Annotated in this window: 15 protein-coding genes and 2 pseudogenes; 8 read left to right on the top strand and 9 right to left on the bottom strand. The window is 61.8% G+C overall.

What is annotated here, in order from left to right:
- Positions 1–28: 28 nt before the first annotated feature.
- The 3 genes from OMP38_RS35330 to OMP38_RS32360 form a co-directional block, all read right to left on the bottom strand.
- Complete coding sequence (locus OMP38_RS35330) at positions 29–376, bottom strand: copper amine oxidase N-terminal domain-containing protein (protein WP_338130719.1); 348 nt, start codon at positions 374–376, stop codon at positions 29–31.
- Positions 377–383: 7 nt separating this feature from the next.
- Positions 384–761 (bottom strand): hypothetical protein, encoded by a 378-nt coding sequence (locus OMP38_RS35325; protein WP_338130718.1) that lies wholly within the window; start codon positions 759–761, stop codon positions 384–386.
- 375 nt (positions 762–1,136) lie between these two features.
- Positions 1,137–1,562, bottom strand: coding sequence for a LysM peptidoglycan-binding domain-containing protein (locus tag OMP38_RS32360; RefSeq protein ID WP_277568710.1), 426 nt, complete (start codon positions 1,560–1,562; stop codon positions 1,137–1,139).
- A gap of 202 nt (positions 1,563–1,764) precedes the next feature.
- On the opposite strand from OMP38_RS32360, the gene OMP38_RS32355 reads away from it, so the two are divergent.
- Both OMP38_RS32355 and OMP38_RS32350 read left to right on the top strand, forming a co-directional pair.
- Complete coding sequence (locus OMP38_RS32355) at positions 1,765–2,610, top strand: endonuclease/exonuclease/phosphatase family protein (protein ID WP_277568709.1); 846 nt, start codon at positions 1,765–1,767, stop codon at positions 2,608–2,610.
- Between the two features lie 365 nt (positions 2,611–2,975).
- Complete coding sequence (locus OMP38_RS32350) at positions 2,976–3,551, top strand: CBO0543 family protein (RefSeq protein ID WP_277568708.1); 576 nt, start codon at positions 2,976–2,978, stop codon at positions 3,549–3,551.
- On the opposite strand, the gene OMP38_RS32345 is transcribed toward OMP38_RS32350, so the two are convergent.
- The 5 genes from OMP38_RS32345 to OMP38_RS32325 form a co-directional block, all read right to left on the bottom strand.
- Positions 3,552–3,788 carry an acetylxylan esterase gene (locus OMP38_RS32345; protein ID WP_338130717.1) on the bottom strand — a complete coding sequence of 79 codons (237 nt, stop codon included), beginning with the start codon at positions 3,786–3,788 and terminating at the stop codon, positions 3,552–3,554. It lies immediately after the preceding gene.
- A gap of 1 nt (position 3,789) precedes the next feature.
- On the bottom strand, positions 3,790–4,047 hold the full coding sequence (locus OMP38_RS32340) for a hypothetical protein (RefSeq protein ID WP_277568707.1): 258 nt from the start codon (positions 4,045–4,047) through the stop codon (positions 3,790–3,792).
- A 156-nt stretch (positions 4,048–4,203) separates the two neighbouring features.
- Positions 4,204–5,922, bottom strand: coding sequence for a type 2 periplasmic-binding domain-containing protein (locus tag OMP38_RS32335; protein ID WP_277568706.1), 1,719 nt, complete (start codon positions 5,920–5,922; stop codon positions 4,204–4,206).
- A gap of 121 nt (positions 5,923–6,043) precedes the next feature.
- Entirely contained in the window at positions 6,044–7,651 is a 1,608-nt protein-coding gene (locus tag OMP38_RS32330) for a response regulator transcription factor (RefSeq protein WP_277568705.1), read from the bottom strand.
- The gene (locus OMP38_RS32325; protein WP_277568704.1) at positions 7,642–8,877 is read right to left on the bottom strand and encodes a sensor histidine kinase; all 1,236 of its coding nucleotides are present in this window, start codon (positions 8,875–8,877) and stop codon (positions 7,642–7,644) included. The genes OMP38_RS32330 and OMP38_RS32325 overlap by 10 nt, the downstream gene beginning before the upstream one ends.
- 203 nt (positions 8,878–9,080) lie before the next feature.
- Here OMP38_RS32325 and OMP38_RS32320 point away from each other — a divergent pair, with 203 nt between their 5' ends.
- The 3 genes from OMP38_RS32320 (at position 9,081) to OMP38_RS32310 (ending at position 11,447) form a co-directional block, all read left to right on the top strand.
- Positions 9,081–9,290, top strand: a complete 210-nt coding sequence (locus OMP38_RS32320; RefSeq protein ID WP_277568703.1) for a glutathione S-transferase family protein — start codon at positions 9,081–9,083, stop codon at positions 9,288–9,290.
- Between the two features lie 326 nt (positions 9,291–9,616).
- On the top strand, positions 9,617–10,558 hold the full coding sequence (locus OMP38_RS32315; protein ID WP_277568702.1) for an ABC transporter permease: 942 nt from the start codon (positions 9,617–9,619) through the stop codon (positions 10,556–10,558).
- Between the two features lie 16 nt (positions 10,559–10,574).
- The gene (locus tag OMP38_RS32310) at positions 10,575–11,447 is read left to right on the top strand and encodes a carbohydrate ABC transporter permease (protein WP_277568701.1); all 873 of its coding nucleotides are present in this window, start codon (positions 10,575–10,577) and stop codon (positions 11,445–11,447) included.
- Between the two features lie 637 nt (positions 11,448–12,084).
- Here the strand turns inward: OMP38_RS32310 and bglX are convergent.
- Positions 12,085–14,220, bottom strand: coding sequence for a beta-glucosidase BglX (gene bglX / locus OMP38_RS32305; protein ID WP_277569025.1), 2,136 nt, complete (start codon positions 14,218–14,220; stop codon positions 12,085–12,087).
- A 363-nt stretch (positions 14,221–14,583) separates the two neighbouring features.
- Between bglX and OMP38_RS32300 the strand changes: the two are divergent.
- The 3 genes and pseudogenes from OMP38_RS32300 to OMP38_RS32290 all read left to right on the top strand — a co-directional run bounded on the left by OMP38_RS32300 (position 14,584) and on the right by OMP38_RS32290 (position 19,929).
- Positions 14,584–15,571, top strand: a pseudogene (locus tag OMP38_RS32300) (LacI family DNA-binding transcriptional regulator).
- Positions 15,568–18,364: pseudogene (locus OMP38_RS32295) on the top strand (glycoside hydrolase family 3 C-terminal domain-containing protein). The pseudogenes OMP38_RS32300 and OMP38_RS32295 overlap by 4 nt, the downstream one beginning before the upstream one ends.
- Before the next feature lie 164 nt (positions 18,365–18,528).
- Entirely contained in the window at positions 18,529–19,929 is a 1,401-nt protein-coding gene (locus OMP38_RS32290) for a spore germination protein (RefSeq protein WP_277568700.1), read from the top strand.
- Positions 19,930–20,161 lie beyond the last annotated feature (232 nt).

Genomic DNA, 20,161 nt, shown 5'->3' with positions numbered 1-20,161 from the left:
CTTGCAGCGCAGTTTCTTTATCCGGTCTTTACGGATTGTCGTAGATCACGACGGATTGGGATACCGGCTCCCACTTGACGGTCGAGTCCAGCGCTTCGCTGACGAACCGCACGGGAACGACGGTACTGCCCTTCACGACGGTCGCGCTGACCTCCAGCTTAACGGTTTTTCCGTTTACGTACGCCGTCTTGCTGTTCAAGACGAGCTTGACGGATATGCCGTCGCGGGTCACGGTGACGGTGTGGTCGGCGGCGTTATAGACGACTTCAGCCCGCAGCGCCTCGGCAATGGCGCGGAAAGGCACTAGCGTGCTGCCGTCGCGGATGATCGGCGCTACTGCGGGAATCGTCTCGTCCCCGTTGATGAACAGGTTCACGCCGGTTTTACCCGACTTTTTTGTACAGCTTGCCGAGCTTCTGGTAGCCATCCAGGTTTTTGGCATTGGCTTTGATGGCTTCTTTTTGCACGTACACGGCGTCGGCGACGCTGCCCTTTTCGTCGAGCAAGTCGGCGATCGCGGACAGGGCCTTGTCTTGTTCTTGAATGGCCTCCAGATCAGCCTTCTGCTGATCCGTTAGCTTCATCTCGTACTTCGTGAGCAGGAGGTTAGCCAGAACGGCGCCGGCGGGCTTGTCCTTGACGTTCTCGATGGCGTGGAGCAGTCCTTTGTAGCCGTTCGATCCCCCGTAGGTAGCGGACGTGACGCTTTCCGAATTGCCGTATGTAGCGGATGAGGCGCTTTCCTTTTTTATCGTTGGCATCGGAATCGTTCTTCTTCTCTTCGACCTGCGTTTTGACGACGGCCGAGTTGCCGCCTTTGTTGCCGTGCTGCTCGGCCGACTTGGCGAATGCCGCCGTTCCGGACATCAAACTTGCGGCCAGGACGCAGGAGAGGATCGCCGTCCATTTCATTTTCATCATTTCCGTTAAGCCTCCTTGAAGTTTGTACTGGGTTGGTTGGCGCGGGCTTCGACGGCTGTCGGAGCGACAGGGCTCGGTCCCTCAAATCGGTTCCCGCCGGCAACCGATTTGAGGTTTATATTACCACATGCCCGAATCAAAACGATATGGTCGTTTTGTCGGATTATGTCGCATAAGGATAGGTCTTGACAGGCGCGGGGTCGTTATTCGGTTATTTATAATGGCCTTGCATCGCCGGTTGTACCTGCTGCTCCGTTGCCTGCATCTCCGTGTAAGACTTTTGACACATCATATTGGAAATGCGGGGGGATGTAAACCGTCTCGCCGGCCTGAAGACGGCTCGGGTTAGACAGCTGCGGGTTGGCTTCTTCCAGGATCGCATGAGGGATATTGTATTTGTGGCCTACCGAGGCTAACGTATCGCCAGGTTGGGCTTGATGCTGCGCGAACAGCATGTCGTCCGATTGTCCGTCCCGGAAGAAGGGGAATAAAAACGGAGAAAAGAAGAAAACCGGAAACAAGGCGCGGCCGGGGAAGAAGGGGTGGGGGAAGGGGCGAAAGAAAGGACGACCGAACCCACCGCCAAAGCCTCCACCAAAACCTCCGCCAACGCCGCCGCCGGGGAAAAATCCACGATTCATTAAAAGCCCTCCGTTGAAAGTAGTCATTTGTCTATATAGAGTATCGCGTTGGGCGAAAAGGGTGACAGCGTTGGCTAGAAATGATGCGCTCATGGCCGAATCCGGCCCGCCGCGGAGCGTACGGTTGGTATAGACCGAACTGGACCCTAGAGGTAAACTGGTCTCAAGTTGCTTGTCGCAATTCGAACCGGGGGTGATACGCTTGGCATGGAAAGTCATGACGTTTAATCTGCGAACGAACGTCCCGTCGGACGGGGACAATGCGTGGCCGCAGCGCCCGCAAGCCGTCGCAAAGGCGATATTGCGCCACGATCCGGACATCGTGTGCGTGCAGGAGGCGCTCTATGCGATGCTGCTCGATCTGGCGCCGCTGCTCCCGGCATACGCATGGGTGGGAGAAGGGCGGCGCGGCGGACAAGCGGACGAGTTCTGCGCCGTCTGGTACAAGAGGAGCAAGGCGAGCGTCGCGGAATACGGTAGCTTCGGGCTGTCGGAGGCGCCCGAACGGCTCGGCGAACTGGGCTGGGGCGCGGACTATCCGCGGATGTGCACGTGGGTCAGGCTGAACGGCACTGCGGATGGAGGCGGGGACGGAGACGGGTTAACGGTGTTCAACACGCATCTCGACCATGTCAGCGAGCCGGCGCAGGTGAACGGGATGCGGCTGATCGTGGATCGGATCGGCGATCTGCGGGCGCGGACGGGGGCATCCGTCGTACTGACGGGCGACTTCAACGTCGGTCCGGCGCATGCGGCCGTACGCGGGCTGGAGCAGGAGGGCTATGTGAATGGTTATTCGGCGCTGCCTGGCGGGGTCGCGGCGGCGGGCGCGACGTTCCACGACTTCAGGGGCGGTGAGACAGGGGAGCCGATTGACTATATCTTCGCCTCGCCCGGCGTCGCCGTGGAGCGAATCGAGGTGGACCGGGGCAAGTACCGAGGGGCGGTACCCTTCGGACCACTATCCCGTGTGCGCGGTGCTGACGACGAGATAGCAAGAGATAAGACGGAGGCCGGCAGCTTGCCGGCCTCCGTTTTATTGCGATGAATGTGGAGCGTGAATCAAAGAGTGTCCAAAAAGGCATTTATTACGCCCGAAATGTGCGCCAAACTGAAAAAAAGTTGTAGACGCCCTCGCTCAGGCAAACGATATCCGCAATCCGTCCGCGTTAATCGGCATTATAGCATCGGCCGGGCGGCGGGGACGACGGCGGAAAGCTATCGTTTTCGGCGGTATCCTGCACGGTTCAACACGCGACTACTCTGCCGCTCGCATAGTTATGCCGTTGCAGGCAACAATAACCAGAGTCGTGCCTGGGCGCCGGCGGTTGTACCCGCGGCTGCGATTGCCGTCGGAGGCTGCGAGTATCCGGGGTTCCGCAGTCGGCGAATCGGATCGGAGGTCGAACAAGCATGTCGGAGGAGTCCCTGCTCGGCGAAATGGAGGATGTCCATCGGAAGCTGACCGAGCTCAGACAAGATTATTGGCTGCACTATGATCTGTTTTCGCCTCAATGGTGGCTGATGCTGGCGGCTCTCGTCCTGCCGTGGATCGTCTGGTGGAAGCTCGTCGATAAAGCGAGACTGAAGGATATGATGTTATACGGCGTCTCGATCGGTTACCTCATTTTCCTGTTGGATCATTTCGGCTATGAGCTGAATTTATGGACATATCCGCATAAGCTTCTTCGATTCATTCCCGAGCTGTCGGCGGTCGACTTCGCGATGCTGCCCGTCTTGCATATGCTGGTCTATCAATACTTCACCAAGTGGCGTTCGTTTTTGATCGCGGAAACGATCATGGGAGCGGTGTTCGCGTTCGTTTTGGAGCCCCTCAGCGTATGGATCGATCTATACGAGATGCTCAATTGGCGCCACGTCTACTCGTTCCCTATTTATGTCGCCAAATCCGCGCTCGTCAAAGGCGCGTTGGAGGGACTGCTCCGCAGGGGGGGGGCGATCGTCTGCAAGCTCCCGAAGAACGGGTAACTATCGCATCAGCCGCGAGTAAAAGGCGTGAGCGGCCGCGTAATATCCGGGCGTCATCGCGTGTCCCATAAAAGGATGAATCTCGATCGATTTGTTCGCGGAGGCGATCCGGTTGTAGGCGGCGAAAATCGTCTCGAGCAGGCACGTCGTGTCCTTCAGACCGACCTTGACGTGTACGGGCGGCGTGAAGCGGTGCGCCAGATTCACGATGTCGAAGTAGCCGAGCGTTCGGAGCACGTCATGCAGTACTTGAACGCCGAAGTCGCGCGGTCGCGCCGAAGTACTGCTCTACGACAGCACTTGGACGCCGAAGCCGCGATGTGGCGCCGAAGTATTGCTCTACGACAGTACTTGGACGCCGAAGCCGCGCGGATGCGCCGAAGTACTGCTCCACGACAGTACTTGAACGCCGAAGCCGCGCGGTCGCGCCGAAGTACTGCTCTGCGACAGTACCTGAGATGCCGAAGAACCACCCGTCGGCAGCGCTTCGCCGCATCCATCTGCGGACTTCCCCGCTAGCCCGCACACTCGACCCTCAAATTCGACCGCAAACGCCACCAGCCCGCCGCCCGTCCGCACACGCCGCCCCGCCGAACGCAAAAAGACGGCCGCGAGATCACTCTCGCGGCCGCCCCTTTTTCGCCGACCAGCCTTATTGCTGCACCGACTTGAACCAATCGTTGACTTCCTTGGTGACCTGATCGCCGCCGTTCGCCTTCCAGCTGGCGACGAACGTGTCGAACGCGTCGACCGGCAGCTTGCCGTAGATGATCTTGTTGAACGTCTCCAGCTCGGATTGACGCAGGAGGTTCCACTTGGAGATCATGGTCGGCGTCGCGGCGCCGGTGAAGTAGTTCTGCTTGCGCACGTCGATCTGCGACATGACGACCTTCGCGGCGTACCAGTTCTCCGGCTTGCGGGATTCGGCTTGCTGCTTCTCGTAAGGCGTCTCGGGCTTGCCGCCGTCGGCGAGCTTGACGAGCGTCTTCATGTACAGGTCCGGAATGCGCGCCGGGCCGGTGATGAACGGGAACTTGTCGTTGTAGTTCTTGATCTTGGCCGAATCGCTCGTCGGCTGCCCGTCGACGATATCCCAGTCGTAGCCTTTGGCGAAGCCGTGCTCGTACGGGCTGCCCGCGGCCGGGTTGGCCAGATTGTCCAGCATGTAGTTGTAGTAAAGCAGAATCGCTTCCGGATGCGCGGCGTTCTTGTTGACCATGAAGCTGCTGTTGACGCCGGAGTTCTGCCACTTCGTGCCGATCTTGCCGTCCGGACCTGCCGGTACCGGATACGCCTTGTACTTCGCGCCTGCGACGTTCTTGAGCAGGTCCGGCGCCGGCCAGTCCGGTACCCAGTTCGCGCCGGGCAGCACGCCGGCGTTGCCCTTGGTCCAGATCTCGGCGGACTTGCCTTCGTCCCACAGCGCGGTGTCCGGGTGGATGTAGCCCTTCTTCATCCACTCCTGCAGCTTCGCGAGCGCTTGCTTGGCGCCCGGGTTCACGGAGCCGTACTCGAGGTTGCCGTCCGCGTCCTTGTTCCACTGCTCTTCGATCGTGCCGTACGCGCCGAACAGCCAGTCGAGGCCGCCCATCCACGTGTTCGTGTTGTTCTTCAGCGAGATGGCGAGCGGGTAGACGTCCTTCGGCGCCAGGCCGTCGGGATTCTGGTTCTTGAATTTGTCCATGATGTTCTCGAGGTCCGCGATCGTCTTCGGCGCCTGAAGGTTAAGCTTCTCCATCCAGTCCTCGCGCAGCCAGAGCAGCGTGTCGTCGTTGTCCGTGTACTCCATGATCGGCAGGTTCCAATGCTTGCCGTCCTTGGTGAACGGATACCACAGCTCCGGATGCTGAGCGGCGTGGTCCTTCCAGACCTTGGTAGCGTACTTGTCGAAAAGCTCGTCGATCGGCATGAACTCGCCGGAGTCGATCAGCTGGTTGGTCAGCACCGAGTCGGTCGGCACCTGGATGAAGTCCGGCAGCTTCTCCCCGGAGGTCAGGGCGAGCTGCAGCTGCTGCTTGTATTGGTCGCTGCCGGCCGGATACCACGTATCCTTGCTCAGCTTGATGCCGAGCGTGTCGAGCATCCAGCGGTCGTGAACGTTGTTTTCCTTGGTGTCGCCGTTCGTGTACGTCGTCGGCATGAGGATCGTGCTGATCTCGATCGGCGGATCGTACTTGCCTGCCGCGAATGCCTTGTCCGCTACGGATTGCTCGGACGAAGCGGATGCGGACGCGCTGGCGCCCGACGCCGCGCCGGACGCCGCGCCGGACGGACTTGCCGCGCCGTTGCCGTTGCCGTTGTCCGCGCAGCCGGCCAGCATGGCGACCGACATGGCCGCGGGCACGAGCCAGGACTTCTTGAATTTACCCATATTTTATCCCCCACTGTCGCATGATGACTGCCTGTGTTAACTGTACCAACCGTTCGGGGAGGGCATCCATATGGCGATATTAGTTTTCGTAGGACTCTGTTAGGCTGTTGGTCGAAACGTTTCAATGACGCTCCCTGTACTCCTGCGGCGTAACGTCGAATTGACGCTTGAACACCTTGATGAAGTAAGCGGGATCCAGATAGCCGATCTCCGTGCTGATCTCGTAGATCTTCTTGTCCGTGGACTTGAGCAGGTGACAGGCGCGGCTCATGCGCAGCGCGGCGACGTAATCGCTGATGCCCTCGCCGGTCTCGAGCTTGTAGATCTTGGACAGGTGCGTCGGATGCAAATTAACGTGGTCCGCGAGCGCGCGCAGCGACACGTCGAGATGCAAGTTCGCGTCCACGTAGGCCTGAATCTTCTGCACGTAATGCGAGCGCGCGTCCTGGGCGTCGTCGACCGCGCCTTCGCGCAGCCGGGCGAGCGCCGCGAGCGCCCACTTGCGCAGCTTGCCGATCGAGGCGAACGTCTCGCCCAGCTGCGCCAGTTCTTCTTCTCCGCCGAGCAGGCCGGCCAGCGTCTTGCCGCCGCGGTGCGCCAGATGCATGAACGCGGACGAGATCGCGAAGCCGACTTCCATGCAGTGTTCCCAAGACTCGGAGCCTTTGTCCTCCAGCTCCGAGAATACGGCGGCCAGCTTCTCCTCCGCGGCGTCCCATCTCCCGGCTTCGAGGAGATGAAGGAGGACCGGCGGCCGATGCAGCACCTCGAGCGCCCCTAGCGAGGCCGGCCGCTCCGCCGGGTCGACCTTCATGACGAACTCGCGCTCGTCGCCGACGATCCGGCGGAAGTACGAAGCGGCCTGGCGGTATTGCTCCGCCAGTTCGCCGGGGAAGCGGAAGGGCTCCGTGATGACGACGGACAGCGAGCCCTTGAGATACTGCTTCACCTTGGCCTGCACCTGCATGGCCAGGTTCTCCAGCAGCAGGTCGGGCCGGTCCACGGCCGCGCCCTGCTTCAACTGCAGCAGAAACGCCAGATAGCCGTGCTCCTCCTTAACGCTCCAAACCTCCATGAACTCGCCGAAAATTTCCTCCGCGATATTGGTGATCGCATACTCGAGCAGATGCTGGCCGTTGTTCCGGTACGGGTCGAACTCGTCCTCCAGGCGCACGAGCGCGAGCGCGCAGTTCCCGTCGCGGAACGGCAGTCCGTAGGTGTCCAGCTTGCGCGTCCACTCCTCGGCAGACATGCGCTCGCCCCGGATGGCGCCCAGCAGGAGCTGGCCGCGCAGCATCGGCAAGTTCTCGCGCAGGGCGAACTGCGTGCGCTCCAGCGAGCTGACGCGTTCCCACTCCGCGTTCAGCTGCTCGATCGCCGCCCGTACCGCCCCGAACAGCTCCTCGTCGGTCGGCGGCTTGAGCAGGTAGTCGACCGCATGGTTGCGGACGGCTTCCTTGGCATAGTCGAAGTCCGCGTGGCCGGACAGAATGATGCACTTGATCCGCTTGTCGTACTCCCTGATCTTGCCGATGAGCTCGACGCCGGTCATCTCGGGCATGATGATATCGGAGATGACGATGTCGATCGGATGCGCATCGATGATCTGCAGCGCCTCGCGGGCGGAGTACGCCTTGTGAACCTGCTCGATGCCGAGCGTATGCCAAGGCTTGTGCATGGACAGATTGTCCACCCAGTGCGCTTCGTCGTCTACGATGATCATTTGCATATGAAAGCACTCCTTGTCGGGTTCCGTAGGTTATGGGTCATGGCGCCGGCTTCGGCATTTCCCAGACGATCTCCGAGCGGACGCCGCCGAGTTCGGATCGGGAGAAACGGAGGCTGGAACGCTTGCCGAAGCAGTGAATAATGCGCTGGTTCGTATTCCACAGGCCGGCGCCCATGTCTTCTTCGAGCGGGCCGGTCAGCCGTTGATTCAACAGGGATTGCTTCTCGGGATCCATGCCCGGTCCGTCGTCGTCGACGAAGATCCGGCAGAGGCCGTCCGACATCTCCCCCGCGGATGCGGATCTCGCCCGCGGCGAACGACTTGCCGACGCCGTGGATGACGGCGTTCTCGACGAGGGGCTGCAGCATCAGGCGCGGCACCTGCTGGGCCAGCATCTCCTCGGGCACGTCGATCGTGTAATGGATCCTGCCGTTGCGCAGCTTCTGGATGTCCAGGTAGTTCACGATCAGCTTCATTTCCTCCGCCAGGCTCGCCGTCTCTTTTTCCATTCGCGTGATGTACCGATAATAGGCGCTGAGATTGTACCCCATCGCGACGACGGCATCGTTCTCCTTCATCTGCGCCATGTTGATCATGTAGCCGAGGCAGTTGTACAGAAAATGCGGATTGATCTGCGCCTGCAGCTGCTTCATCGTCGCCTCCTGAGCGCGCATCCGCTCGTTCAGCACGTTCTCGATCAGGCTCTCGATCTGCCGCGACATGTCGTTGAACCGGTAGAACAGGAACGTGAACTCGCCGTTCGCCTTGGCGTCGATGCGCGCCGAGAAGTCGCCCCGCTGCACCTGCTTGAGGCCGCCGATGAGCTTCGCGATCGGACGCTGCACGTCCCGGTAGAGCAGGACGGAGATGAAGGTGCCGAACAGGAACAGCAGCAGCATCGACAGGTAAAAGAGGTTGCGGCTCGACGAGATCGGCCCCAGGATCTGGTCGAGCGGCGCGATGTCCACGAGATAGCCGCCGAGCAGCGGGGACTTCACGAGGCTGACCAGATAGCTGTCTCCGTTCAGGCGGATCGTCTGCTGCATCGTATCGCCGAGGTCGAGCCCGTCCAGGTACGACCGGACCTCCGTGACGAGCTTCGCGGACGACGAGCGGTTGGGGATCGGGGCGCGGCCCTTGTAGTAGAACAGCGGGTCCCCTTGGCCGCCTTCCTTGTACGTGTCCAGCATGTTCTGGATGTTCTCCCGGCCGAAGCTGGCCTGCACGACCAGATTGCTCCCCGTCAGCTTGTTCTGGTGCCCGAACGAATCGGTGTAGAGCCAGCGGAACGCCTTGGCTCCCCCCCGAGCCCGGCGCCTGGTCGTCGTAGATCCAGTTGCCCGACAGGTTGCGCGCCAGATAGTCCTCGTCGTACGGGGCGTCCGTGCTCGAGTTGGTTACGGCTTCCTTGTGCACCTGCGAGTAGACGGTGAACTCGACCGGCCAGATCGTCACGATGCCGGACTGCAGCTCCATTTTCTCTTGCAGCATGTACTTCGTCTGCATCCGGTCGTACTGGTCGTCCCAGACGCCGAGCCCGTTGAACTTCTGGACGTTCGGATCTTTGGAGAAGGTGAAGACGAAGTCCATCGTCTGGTTGATTCGCGAGTCGATCTGGCTCGAGAGGAACGACAGCTGACTGATGTTCGACGCCCGCATCTCCGTGCCGATGACGCGGTTCGCGACGTTGTTGGCGTAGGCGAACACGATGCCGATCGGAATAAACAGAGCGACGATCAGTCCCGTGTATTTGGCGAACATGCTCATTTTCAGCGGCCCGCCCTTCATCGCAGGCCCGACATCCATATTCCAGCGCATACGCGCGTTCCTCCCCCGCTCAATTGCTTAACAAAACCCTATCGATCCTAACAATGTCTTATAGTTGTAAGGCCTTTCCGGTTGCTACTATGGCTTAACAAGGGTTCGCTCTGTGCCCATCAATCGATCCGCAAACGGGGGAGAGCTATGGAAGCAAATACATCCAAGTCCGCGGCGCGCGAGCTTAAGGACAAGAAACGCGGCTACAAGCAACCGTGGACGCTGCACCTCATGGTGCTGCCGGCCGCCCTGCTCGTGCTTGTTTTTTCCTACGTCCCCATGTTGGGGAACGTCATGGCATTCCAGGACTACAAGGCCAGGCTCGGGTTCGCCCACTCGCCGTGGGTCGGGTTCAAGCATTTCCACTATATGTTCACCAACGATTACTTCGTCAAGATCATCGGCAATACGCTGCTGTTCGCCTGCTCGAAGGTCGTCTTGAACCTGATCGTGCCGTTCCTGTTCGCGCTGCTGCTGAACGAGGTGCGCAAAATGGGGCTCAAGCGTTCGATCCAGACGTTCGTTTACCTGCCTCACTTCCTGTCCTGGGTCACGCTGTCCGGCATTCTGATCGACGTGCTCGGCCAGACGGGCATCGTCAATCAACTGCTGACGAACGTTTTCGGCATCAAGCCGATCTTCTTCCTTGGGGACGGCACCTGGTTCCGCATCACGATCATCGTGAGCGACGTGTGGAAAGAGTTCGGCTTCAACACGATCATCTTCCTCGCGGCGCTGTCCAGCATCAGCCCGGCGCTGTACGAGGCAGCCGAGGTCGACGGCGCATCCCGCTGGAGGCAGACGCTGAACATCACCGTGCCGTCGCTGCTGCCGATCCTCATCGTCGTCGCGACGCTCGCGATGGGCAACGTCCTGAACGCCAACTTCGACCAGGTGTTCAACCTGTACAGCCCGATGATCTACCAGCAAGGCGACATCATCGACACGTTCGTTTACCGCGAAGGCCTTCTGGGCGGACAATTCAGCTTCGCGACGGCCGTCGGCTTTTTCAAATCGGTGATCAGCCTCATCCTGATCGTGTTCTCGTACCGGCTCGCCTACAAGTTCGCAGGATACCGGATTTTCTAGAAAGGGGCGAAGCCTCGTGTATCATAAAACGCTATCTTACCGCGTGTTCAGCGCATTCAACAATACGGTGCTGCTCGCGATCGCGATCCTCTGCCTCCTGCCGATGTTCCACCTGCTGATGGTGTCGCTCAGCTCCAGCGCCGCGGCCAATGCGGGGCTGGTCACGCTCTGGCCCAAGGGACTGACGTTCGAGGCGTACGAGAAGACGTTCCGCAACGCCAACTTCCTCAGATCGCTCTGGATCTCCATCGAGCGGACGGTGCTCGGCACGGCGCTCGGCATGCTCGTGAACGCGATCGCCGCGTACGCGCTGTCCAAGGACACGCGGGTGTTCCGGGCGCGCAACGTATATCTATGGTTTTTCGTCGTCACGATGCTGTTCCCGGGCGGGCTTATTCCAAGCTACATTTTGATCCTGAAGCTGCACCTGATCAACAACCTGTTCGCCCTCATCCTGCCGGGCCTGGTCGCCGTCTACAACATCATCCTGCTCCTCAACTTCTTCCGTTCCGTGCCGAAGGAGCTTGAGGAGGCGGCGTTCATCGACGGCGCAGGCCACGTGCGGACCTTCTGGTCCGTGTACCTGCCGGTCTCCCTGCCGTCGCTCGCGACCGTGTCCCTCTTCACGATGGTCGGCCACTGGAACGCGTACTTCGACGGCCTCATCTACATGAAGGACGCCGCCAAGCTGCCGCTCGCCAGCTTCATGCAGACGATCATCGTCCAGGCGGACATGACCAAGTTCGACCCGGCCGCGATCGTAGGCTTGTCCCAGCGCACGCTGCGGGCGTCCCAGATCTTCATCGGCGCGCTGCCGATCCTGATCGTGTACCCGTTCCTGCAGCGCTACTTCGTCAAAGGCATCGTCATCGGCGCGGTGAAAGAATAAACAGTTTGCGCGAGAGAGGCGCGTCCGGCCGAGCCGGGCGCGCTTTGTTTGCTGCGGGAGCTGGCGGCGGAGCTGTGCCAGCGGGCGGCGAGCAGGTAGAGCGAGGTGCGATGGCGAAATGGTGCGCAGCCCCGCTGCTGTATGCCGATAGCGGAAGAAAGTTCCGCTAAAAGGTACGCAGCCCCGCCGAAGTGTGCCGATAGCGGAAGAAGGTTCCGCTAAAAGGCGCGCAGCCCCGCTGCAGTGGGCCGATAGCTGCCAAAAGCGGCGCTTTAATCACCCGTAGCACAGAAGTATGTGCCTGCCGAAAAGCCTCTCCTCCCGCAAAGTACGCCGTCCGCGCCGTATCCACGTCTACGCTGCTGCTTTTAAGTAACCGTTCGCACTTATGCACAATATAAAGGGCAATGTTAGTCGAAAGCCGAGAAGCGGACGTATGCTGCGGCGTGACGCCGACTGCCCGTTGTATTGGGGACAGACGGTTGGCGGCATCATGCTTGCGTAATGCCTGCTTCGAGGTTCGACGAATCGGCCGTCAGTTGCACCCGGCATGCATTCCCGGCCAGAAACTCCAGCGTAGCCCATAACCCCTGCAAAGGAAAGCCCTCAGGAGCGCGCTCCGAGGGCTTTCCTTTATTTACTTGACGAGCTTGAACGGCAGCGACGCGACGTCCCGGCTGTTCGGGCCGACCATCGCGAGGAACGCGCCGGCGTCGCTCGCGTGCGTCAGGTCCGGGTGATAGTACCGGAGCTGGCTCTCGCTCAGCTCGAACGCGACCTCGGCGCTCTCGCCCGGCTGCAGCTCGACCTGGCGGAAGCCCTTGAGCTCCTTGACCGGCCGGACGACCTCGCCCGCGATGTCGCGGACATAGAGCTGGACGGTCTCGACGCCGGCCACCTGGCCGACGTTGGCGACGCGCACGGTGAGCCTGATCGGCGCATCCGGCGTCATCACGTCCGCGGACAGCGCGGCTTCGCCGTATTCGAAAGCGGCGTAGCCCAATCCATAGCCGAACGGCAGCAGCGGCTCGTTCGGGATGTCCAGGTATTGGGATACGTAGCGAACCTGCGCGTCCGGCGCGCCTTGAGGCCGCCCGGTGTTAAAGGCGTTGTAGTACACCGGCACCTGGCCGACGCTGTACGGGAAGGACATCGTCAGGCGGCCCGACGGATTGGCGTCGCCGTAGAGCAGGTCGGCCACCGCCGTGCCGCCTTCCGATCCGGGGAACCAAGCTTCCAGCACGGCATCGGCCTTGTCCAGCACGCCGTTCAAGTCGAGCGGCCGGCCGTTGAACAGCACGGCCACGACCGGCTTGCCGAACGTCTTGATGCGGCGAATCAGCGCGAGCTGCGCCTCGGGCAGCCGGATGTCCGCCCGGCAGCCGGCTTCGCCGCTCATGTCGGAGTGCTCGCCGAGCGCGAGCACGATGACGTCGGCGCCCTGCGCGGCGGCCTCGAGTTCAAGCAGCTGCGCCTCGGTCGATTCGGTCTCGATGCCGCAGCCTTCGGCGACGGTCACCGCGCCAGGCGTCGACGCCTTGGCGCGGATCGCTTCGGACACGCGGACGACCGCGTCCTGCGACCCGGTCCACGACCACGGTCCCAGCAGGTCGCCGCTGCGGGCGAACGGACCGACGACCGCCACTTTAAGCGCGGGCGACAGCGGCAGGACGCCGTCGTTTTTCAGCAGCACGCACGACTTGCGCGCCAGCTCCAGCGCGGCCGCGCGGTGCGCGTCGCTGAACACGATCTCCTTCTCCCGTTCGGGATCGGCCGCGCGGTACGGATTTTCGAACAGGCCGAGCTTGTCCTTGAGCTGCAGGATGCGCATGACCGCTTCGTCGATGAGCGCAATGTCCACTTCGCCGGCCTCGATCAGCTCGGATAGATGCTTCGCGTAGCACGACGTCATCATCTCGATGTCGACGCCGGCCTTCATCGCCTTCAGCGCGGCCTCGCGCTCGTCCTCGGCGATGCCGTGGGCGATCAGCTCCTTGACCGCGCCCCAGTCGGAGATGAGCACGCCGTCGAATCCCCATTCCTCCCGCAGCAGCTTGCGCATGAGCGGTACATTGCCCGTGGCCGGGACGCCGTCGACCGTGTTGAACGACGTCATCACCATCTCGCAGCCTTCGTCGAGCGCGGCTTTGTACGCCGGCAGGTAGAACTCGCGAAGTTGGCGCGCCGACAGGTCGACGGTGTTGTAGTCGCGTCCGGCTTCGGCCGCGCCGTAGGCGGCGAAGTGCTTGACGCAGGCCGCCACCCGATCGAGGTCGCCCGACAAGTCGTCGCCCTGGAAGCCGCGGACGAACGCTCTCGCGAACAGCGCGTTCAAATACGGATCCTCGCCCGTCGACTCCATGACCCGGCCCCAGCGGGGATCGCGTACGAGGTCGACCATCGGGGCGTACGTGACGTGGACGCCGGACACGGACGCTTCCTTGGCGGCGATCTCCGCGCTGCGCTCCGCGAGCGCGAGATCCCACGAGCAGCCGATGGCCAGCGGCACGGGGAAGATCGTCTTGAAGCCATGCACGATGTCGGCCATCATGAGGAGGGGGATGCCCAGGCGATTGTGCTCGAGATGCTTGCGCTGGACGTTGATCGTCTCCTGCGCGCCGGCCATGCCGAGCACGGAGCCTGCGCCCCGCACCGTATCCTCGCCGATGCCGAGCGAGGCCATCGGACCGGTGATCAAGCCGGCATCCGACGCGCCTTCGAAGAAGGGAACGGCCAGTTGGATCAGCTGGGCGATCTTTTCGTCCAGGGTCATCCGTTCGAGGTAGACGTGCAGAGGCAGCTTTTCTTGAGACGAAGAAGACGAAGGGGCTTTAGAATCGGACATGACTGATATAACCCTCTTTCTAGGATGATAACGGTTTATCGAAACGTTTCTACGGATAGTATAATTCTGCTTTCGGCAGGCGTCAAACCTATATTTTCTGTTGATTACGGTGTGCGTTTCGGATAAATTTAAAGAATGGCATCTGACGTAGGGCGCATTCTTTGATGTTTTGACCTCGTTTCGAGTAAATTGAAACGTTTCGCAACTACGCTTATCCGCAACTATGACTATCATCGTTCGCTAATTTTCTAATATCGCTAATCGGGGCTTCGAGAAAAGGAGTGGGAAAGCTTGGTCAGCATCAAGGATATCGCCAGCGCGGCGAAGGTCTCGATCTCCACGGTATCGTACGCGCTGAACGGCAGCGACCGGATCACGAAGGAGACCGCGGACCGGATCCAGTCCATCGCGAACGAGCTGGGCTACGTGCCCAACCGGGCGGCCCGCATGCTGAAGAAGCGGGAGACGATGCTTGTCGGCGTCTTTCTCACGGACTTCAGCGGCCACTTCTACGGTGATCTGCTGTTCGGACTTAAGGAGGAGCTGAACCGCAGAGACTATGATCTCATCGTCTGCAGCGGACGCCGGTCTCACCGGATGATCCCCGAGCGGGCGTTCGACGGGGCGATCATCCTCGACGCGACGTTCGCCGACGAGGAGCTGCTCGGCTATGCGGATCGCGGGCACAAGCTGGTCGTACTCGACCGCGAGCTCGAGCATGCCAACGTCAACCAGGTGCTGCTCGACAACAAAGCGGGGGCGACGCTGGCCGTGGAGCATCTGCTAGGGCAGGGGCTCAGCCGAATCTGCGCCGTGGGCGGGCCGGAGTCGGCCTTCGACGCGCGGCAGCGGATGCGCGCGGTCAGGCAGGCGGTCGAGCGCGCGCCGGAGGCGAGCCTCGAGGAGCTCCCGGGCGCCTTCGACAAGGCGTCCGGCTACGCCGCGGGTCCGCGGATCGCGGAGGCCGCGCGGGAGGGGCCGGTCGGCGTGTTCTGCCTGAACGACGAGATGGCGATCGGCCTGTGCGATTACTTAAGGACGCAGACCTCGCTTCAGATCGGACGGGACGTCCACGTAGTCGGCTACGACAATATCGAGCTCGCGCAATACATGCAGCCGAGGCTGGCCACGATCGACTACTCGAAGCGCAAGTGGGGCGCGCTTGCCGCCGAACAGCTGCTGAAGATGATCGAGGGGGAGGCCCGTGGAGCAGGAGCGGATCTACGTACGGTTGGTTGAAGGCGAATCAGTCGGACAACTTAAGGAGGATACGAAATGACGACATCGATGATCGGCGTTCCATTGGAGGGCTTCGCGGCGTTCAGCCGCACGGTAGCGACGGAAGGCGCGGTACTGCTAAAGAATGAGGGCCAGGCGCTGCCCCTGCGCCAAGGGGACCACGTCTCCGTATTCGGGAGAATCCAAGTGAACTACTACCGCAGCGGCACGGGCTCGGGCGGCAGCGTCCATGTGTCCTATACGACGAACCTGCTGGACGGCCTCCGCGGCAAGGAAAACGTCGCGGTCAATGAGACGCTCGCGGCCGCCTACGAGCGGTGGATCGAGCAGAACCCGTTCGACAACGGCGGGGGCGGCTGGGCGGCCGAGCCTTGGCATCAGCGCGAGATGCCATTGACGGCCGAGCTTGTGGCCGAAGCTAGGCGCGTCTCGAACAAGGCGATCGTCGTCATCGGCCGCACGGCGGGCGAGGATCAGGACAATGCGGACAAACCGGGCAGCTACCTGCTAACGGACGAGGAACGGTCGATGCTCCGGCAGGTGACGGCGCGCTTCGAGCAGACGATCGTCGTGCTGAACGTGTCCAATATCGTCGACATGAGCTGGCTGGACGACGAAGCGTACGCCCATCCGATCGCCGGCGTCGTCTATGCTTGGCACGGCGGCATGGAGGGAGGCAACGCGATCGCCGACGTGCTGGCCGGCGACGTGACGCCGAGCGGCAAGCTGACCGACACGATCGCCTACGCGTTGGCGGATTATCCGTCCACCCGCAACTACGGCAACGAGCTCGCCAACCTGTACCAGGAAGACATCTACGTCGGCTACCGGTACTTCGAGACGTTCTGCCCGGACCGCGTGCAGTTCGAGTTCGGCTACGGACTGTCGTACACGACGTTCGGCCTCGCGGCGGAAGACGCCCGTCTGATCGAGGCCGAGGGCGAAGCCGCCATCGCCGTCGATGTCGTCGTGACGAACACGGGCGCGGTCTACGCCGGCAAAGAGGTCGTGCAGCTGTACGTCGAGGCGCCGCAAGGCTTACTGGGCCGACCGGCCCGAGCGCTCGCCGCCTTCGCCAAGACCGATCTGCTTCAGCCCGGCGAATCGCAGCGCCTGACCGTCCGCTTCCCCGTCCGCGCGATGGCCGCCTACGACGACGCCGGCGCCACGGGTCATGCTTCCGCCTACGTGCTGGAGGCGGGAACCTATCTCTTCCATGTGGGAACCAGCGTGAAGAAGGCCGCGGTCATCCGCTTCGAGGGGGGAAGCCGGCTACGTCGTCGACGCGCTGCGCGTCGTGCAGCAGCTCGAGGAGGCGATGGCCCCGACCGCGAGCCTCTCGCGGATGAAGCCTGGCGCGCGCCGGGCGGACGGCGCTTACGAGCTCGTCTTCGAGGACGCGCCGCAGCGCAAGATCTCGCTGGCGGACCGCATCGAGAGCCGCCTGCCTCAGGCGCTCGCGCAGACCGGGGACCGCGGCTACAAGCTGAGGGACGTCCGCGACGGCAAGGTCGGCTTGGAAGCCTTCGTCGCGCAGCTCGGCGACGAAGATCTGGCCGCGCTCGTCCGCGGCGAAGGCATGAGCAGCCCGCTGGTCACGCCGGGGACGGCTTCGGCCTTCGGCGGGGTGACCGACAGCCTGCTCGGCTATGGCATCCCGGTCGCCTGCACGTCGGACGGGCCGTCCGGCATCCGCATGGACAGCGGCCACAAGGCGACGCAGGTGTCGATCGGGACGCTGCTCGCGGCGACCTGGAACGCGGCGCTCGTCGAGGAGCTGTACGTCCTGGAGGGCCAAGAGCTCGTCCGCAACGAGATCGACACGCTCCTCGGACCGGGACTCAACATCCGGCGGAGCCCGCTTAACGGGCGCAACTTCGAATACTTTTCCGAAGATTCGCTCATCTCGGGCGCCTTCGCAGCGGCCTGCGTGCGGGGGATCATGAAGGGCGGCTCGAACGCCACGCTCAAGCACTTCGCTTGCAATAACCAGGAGCAGCACCGGAGCAAGGTGGACGCCGTCGTATCGGAGCGCGCGCTGCGCGAGATTTATCTCAAGGGCTTCGAGATCGCGGTCAGGGAGGGCGGCGCCAATTCGGTCATGACGTCGTACAATCCGATCAACGGGCATTGGGCGGCTTCGAACTACGACCTGAACACGACGATCCTGCGCGGCGAGTGGGGCTTCAAGGGCATCGTCATGACGGACTGGTGGGCCGTCATGAACGACGCCGCGAACGGCGGCGCCCCGGACCGCAAATACACGAATTGGATGGTGCGCGCGCAGAACGATCTGTATATGGTCGTCAGCAACTACGGGGCGGAGACCAACGCCTACGGAGACAACACGATCGAGGCGCTGGCAGACGGCACGCTCACGAGGGGCGAGCTCCAGCGGTCCGCGTCGAACATCCTCGGCTTCATCCTGCGCGCGCCGGTCGGCGCCCGGGACAAGGCGACACAGGAGACGGTCGAAGCCTTCCAGGCGTTGACCGCCCCTGCCGCGGAGCAAGCGCAAAGCGCCCAGGCGCTGGCGGACGGCGCGCGGATCGTGCCGGATGCCGCAGGCGCGACCTACATCCAGGTAGAGCAAGCCGGCGTCTACCGGCTGTTCGCGAGCGCCATGTCGGCCGAGTCCGAGCTCGCGCAGAGCGCGAGCAACCTGACGCTGAACGGCAAGCCGCTCGCGACCGTCCAGACCAACGGGACCGGCGGCGCGTGGATGCTGCACAAGCTGGCGAAGGTCGAGCTTGCGGCCGGCCTGCACGAGCTGCGGCTGGAAGCCGTCAAGCCGGGCCTTGAGCTCGGCTGGATCGAATTCAGGCCGCTCTGACGGAGGCGGGTTCACCCGCCATGCACGATTTCCCCTGACCCAGCCCTCTTTCAAGCACGCTTTCAAGCACGCTTTCAGGCACCCGAACGGGTGCCTTTTTCCTATTTTATGCATAAAAAAAGGCGGCCTGGCGGATGCTATTACCAAAAAAAGGAAGACCTCCTATGGAACTGGCTCAGTGGTTGAACGATCGTCTGAAGACCCGTCCCGATGTCGTCTCCCAGAAGATCGAACAGGGCGGCTTTTCCTGCACGGTCTACTACATGACGGATGCGATCGATCTGGAAATGCTGCAGACGCATGTGCTTCGCACGCTGCTCGCGCCGTACAAGGGCAGCGAAGAGGAGCGGCTCGGGGACATTCTGGAGCGCAGGTCTTATTTTCCTGCCCCTTATTCGCTGACGCGTTCGCCGGAGGCGGCACTGGACGGACTGCTGAACGGACAGGCCTTGCTATGCATCGACGGGCAGGAGACGGGCGCGCTGTTTCCTTTTCAACAAAAGGCGGCGCGCTCGGTATCGGTCTCGGAGAACGAGAAGACGATCCGCGGGCCCAAAGAGTCGTTCGTCGAGGACGTCTGGACGAATCTCTCGCTCGTCCGCCAGCGCGTCAAGAGCGACAAGCTGGTCGTCGAGGAGTTCGTCATCGGCAGTGAATCCCGCACGACCGTCTTGCTGCTCTACATGAAGGGGAGCTCCGATGACGAGCTGGTGAAGACGATCAAGACGAAGCTGCAAGCGATCCGCACGAACCGGGTGCCGGGCAGCAGCTTCCTGGAGGAAGCGCTTGACGACCGTCTGGCGTCCCCGTTCCCGAAAATGCTGAATACGGAAAGACCCGACGTGGTGGCTTCCTCGCTGTTCGAAGGGCGGGTCGCGCTGCTGACGGACGGAAGTCCGAGCAACCTGATCGCGCCCGCGACCTTGCTGTCGTTCATGCAGTCCGCGGAAGACTACTACCAGCGGTATTTCTACAGCAGTTGGGTCCGTATCCTGCGGTATGTCTTTTTCGGCTTAAGCTTGGTTCTGCCTTCGGCCTACGTCGCGATCACGACGTTCCACCCGGAAATGATGCCCTACAATCTGCTGATCTCCGTCGCGTCGAGCCGGGATATCGTGCCGTTCCCCGCGATCGTGGAGGCGCTCATCATGGAAGTGACGTTCGAGGTCATGCGCGAGGCGGGACAGCGTATCCCGTCGGTCATCGGACAGACGATCTCGATCGTCGGCGCGATCGTGATCGGGGACGCCGCGGTGACGGCCGGCATCGTGAGCGCCCCGATGGTCATCATCGTCGCCCTGACGGGCATCTCTTCGTTTATCGTGCCGCATTTCTCGCTGACGCTGACGGTTCGCTTTCTCCGGTTCATGCTGTTGTTCACCTCGGCGGTTTTCGGCCTGCTGGGCTTGATCGTCGGCGTCTTTTTCGTCTACATTCACCTGCTGTCGATGGATTCGTTCGGCACGCCGTACCTGTCTCCGTTCATCCCTTACAAGTCGGAGCGGATGAAGGATGCCGCGGGTCGATTCACTTGGAGCAAGCGGATGGGCGCCAATCGGTCTTAAAAAAAGCGAACGAAACGGGGAGAAACGATGCGAAAGCGTCCAGGAGCCCATGCGGTCGCCCTGAAGCTGATGATTGTCGTCTCGCTGACGGGGTTAACCGGGTGCTGGTCCAAGCAAGAGCTCAACGACCGCACCTTCGTGTCGACGATGATCGTTGACAGGGATGAGCAGGGCCGGACTGAGATCTCGACGATGTTCCTTCTCCCGAACCGCATCTCCATCGGCGTGAACG

It is taken from the genome of Cohnella ginsengisoli, assembly GCF_029525555.1.
GTDB classification, from domain to species: Bacteria; Bacillota; Bacilli; order Paenibacillales; family Paenibacillaceae; genus Cohnella; species Cohnella ginsengisoli.
Note: the sequence above shows the minus strand (reverse complement) of the source record. Positions and strands in the feature narration are given on the sequence as shown.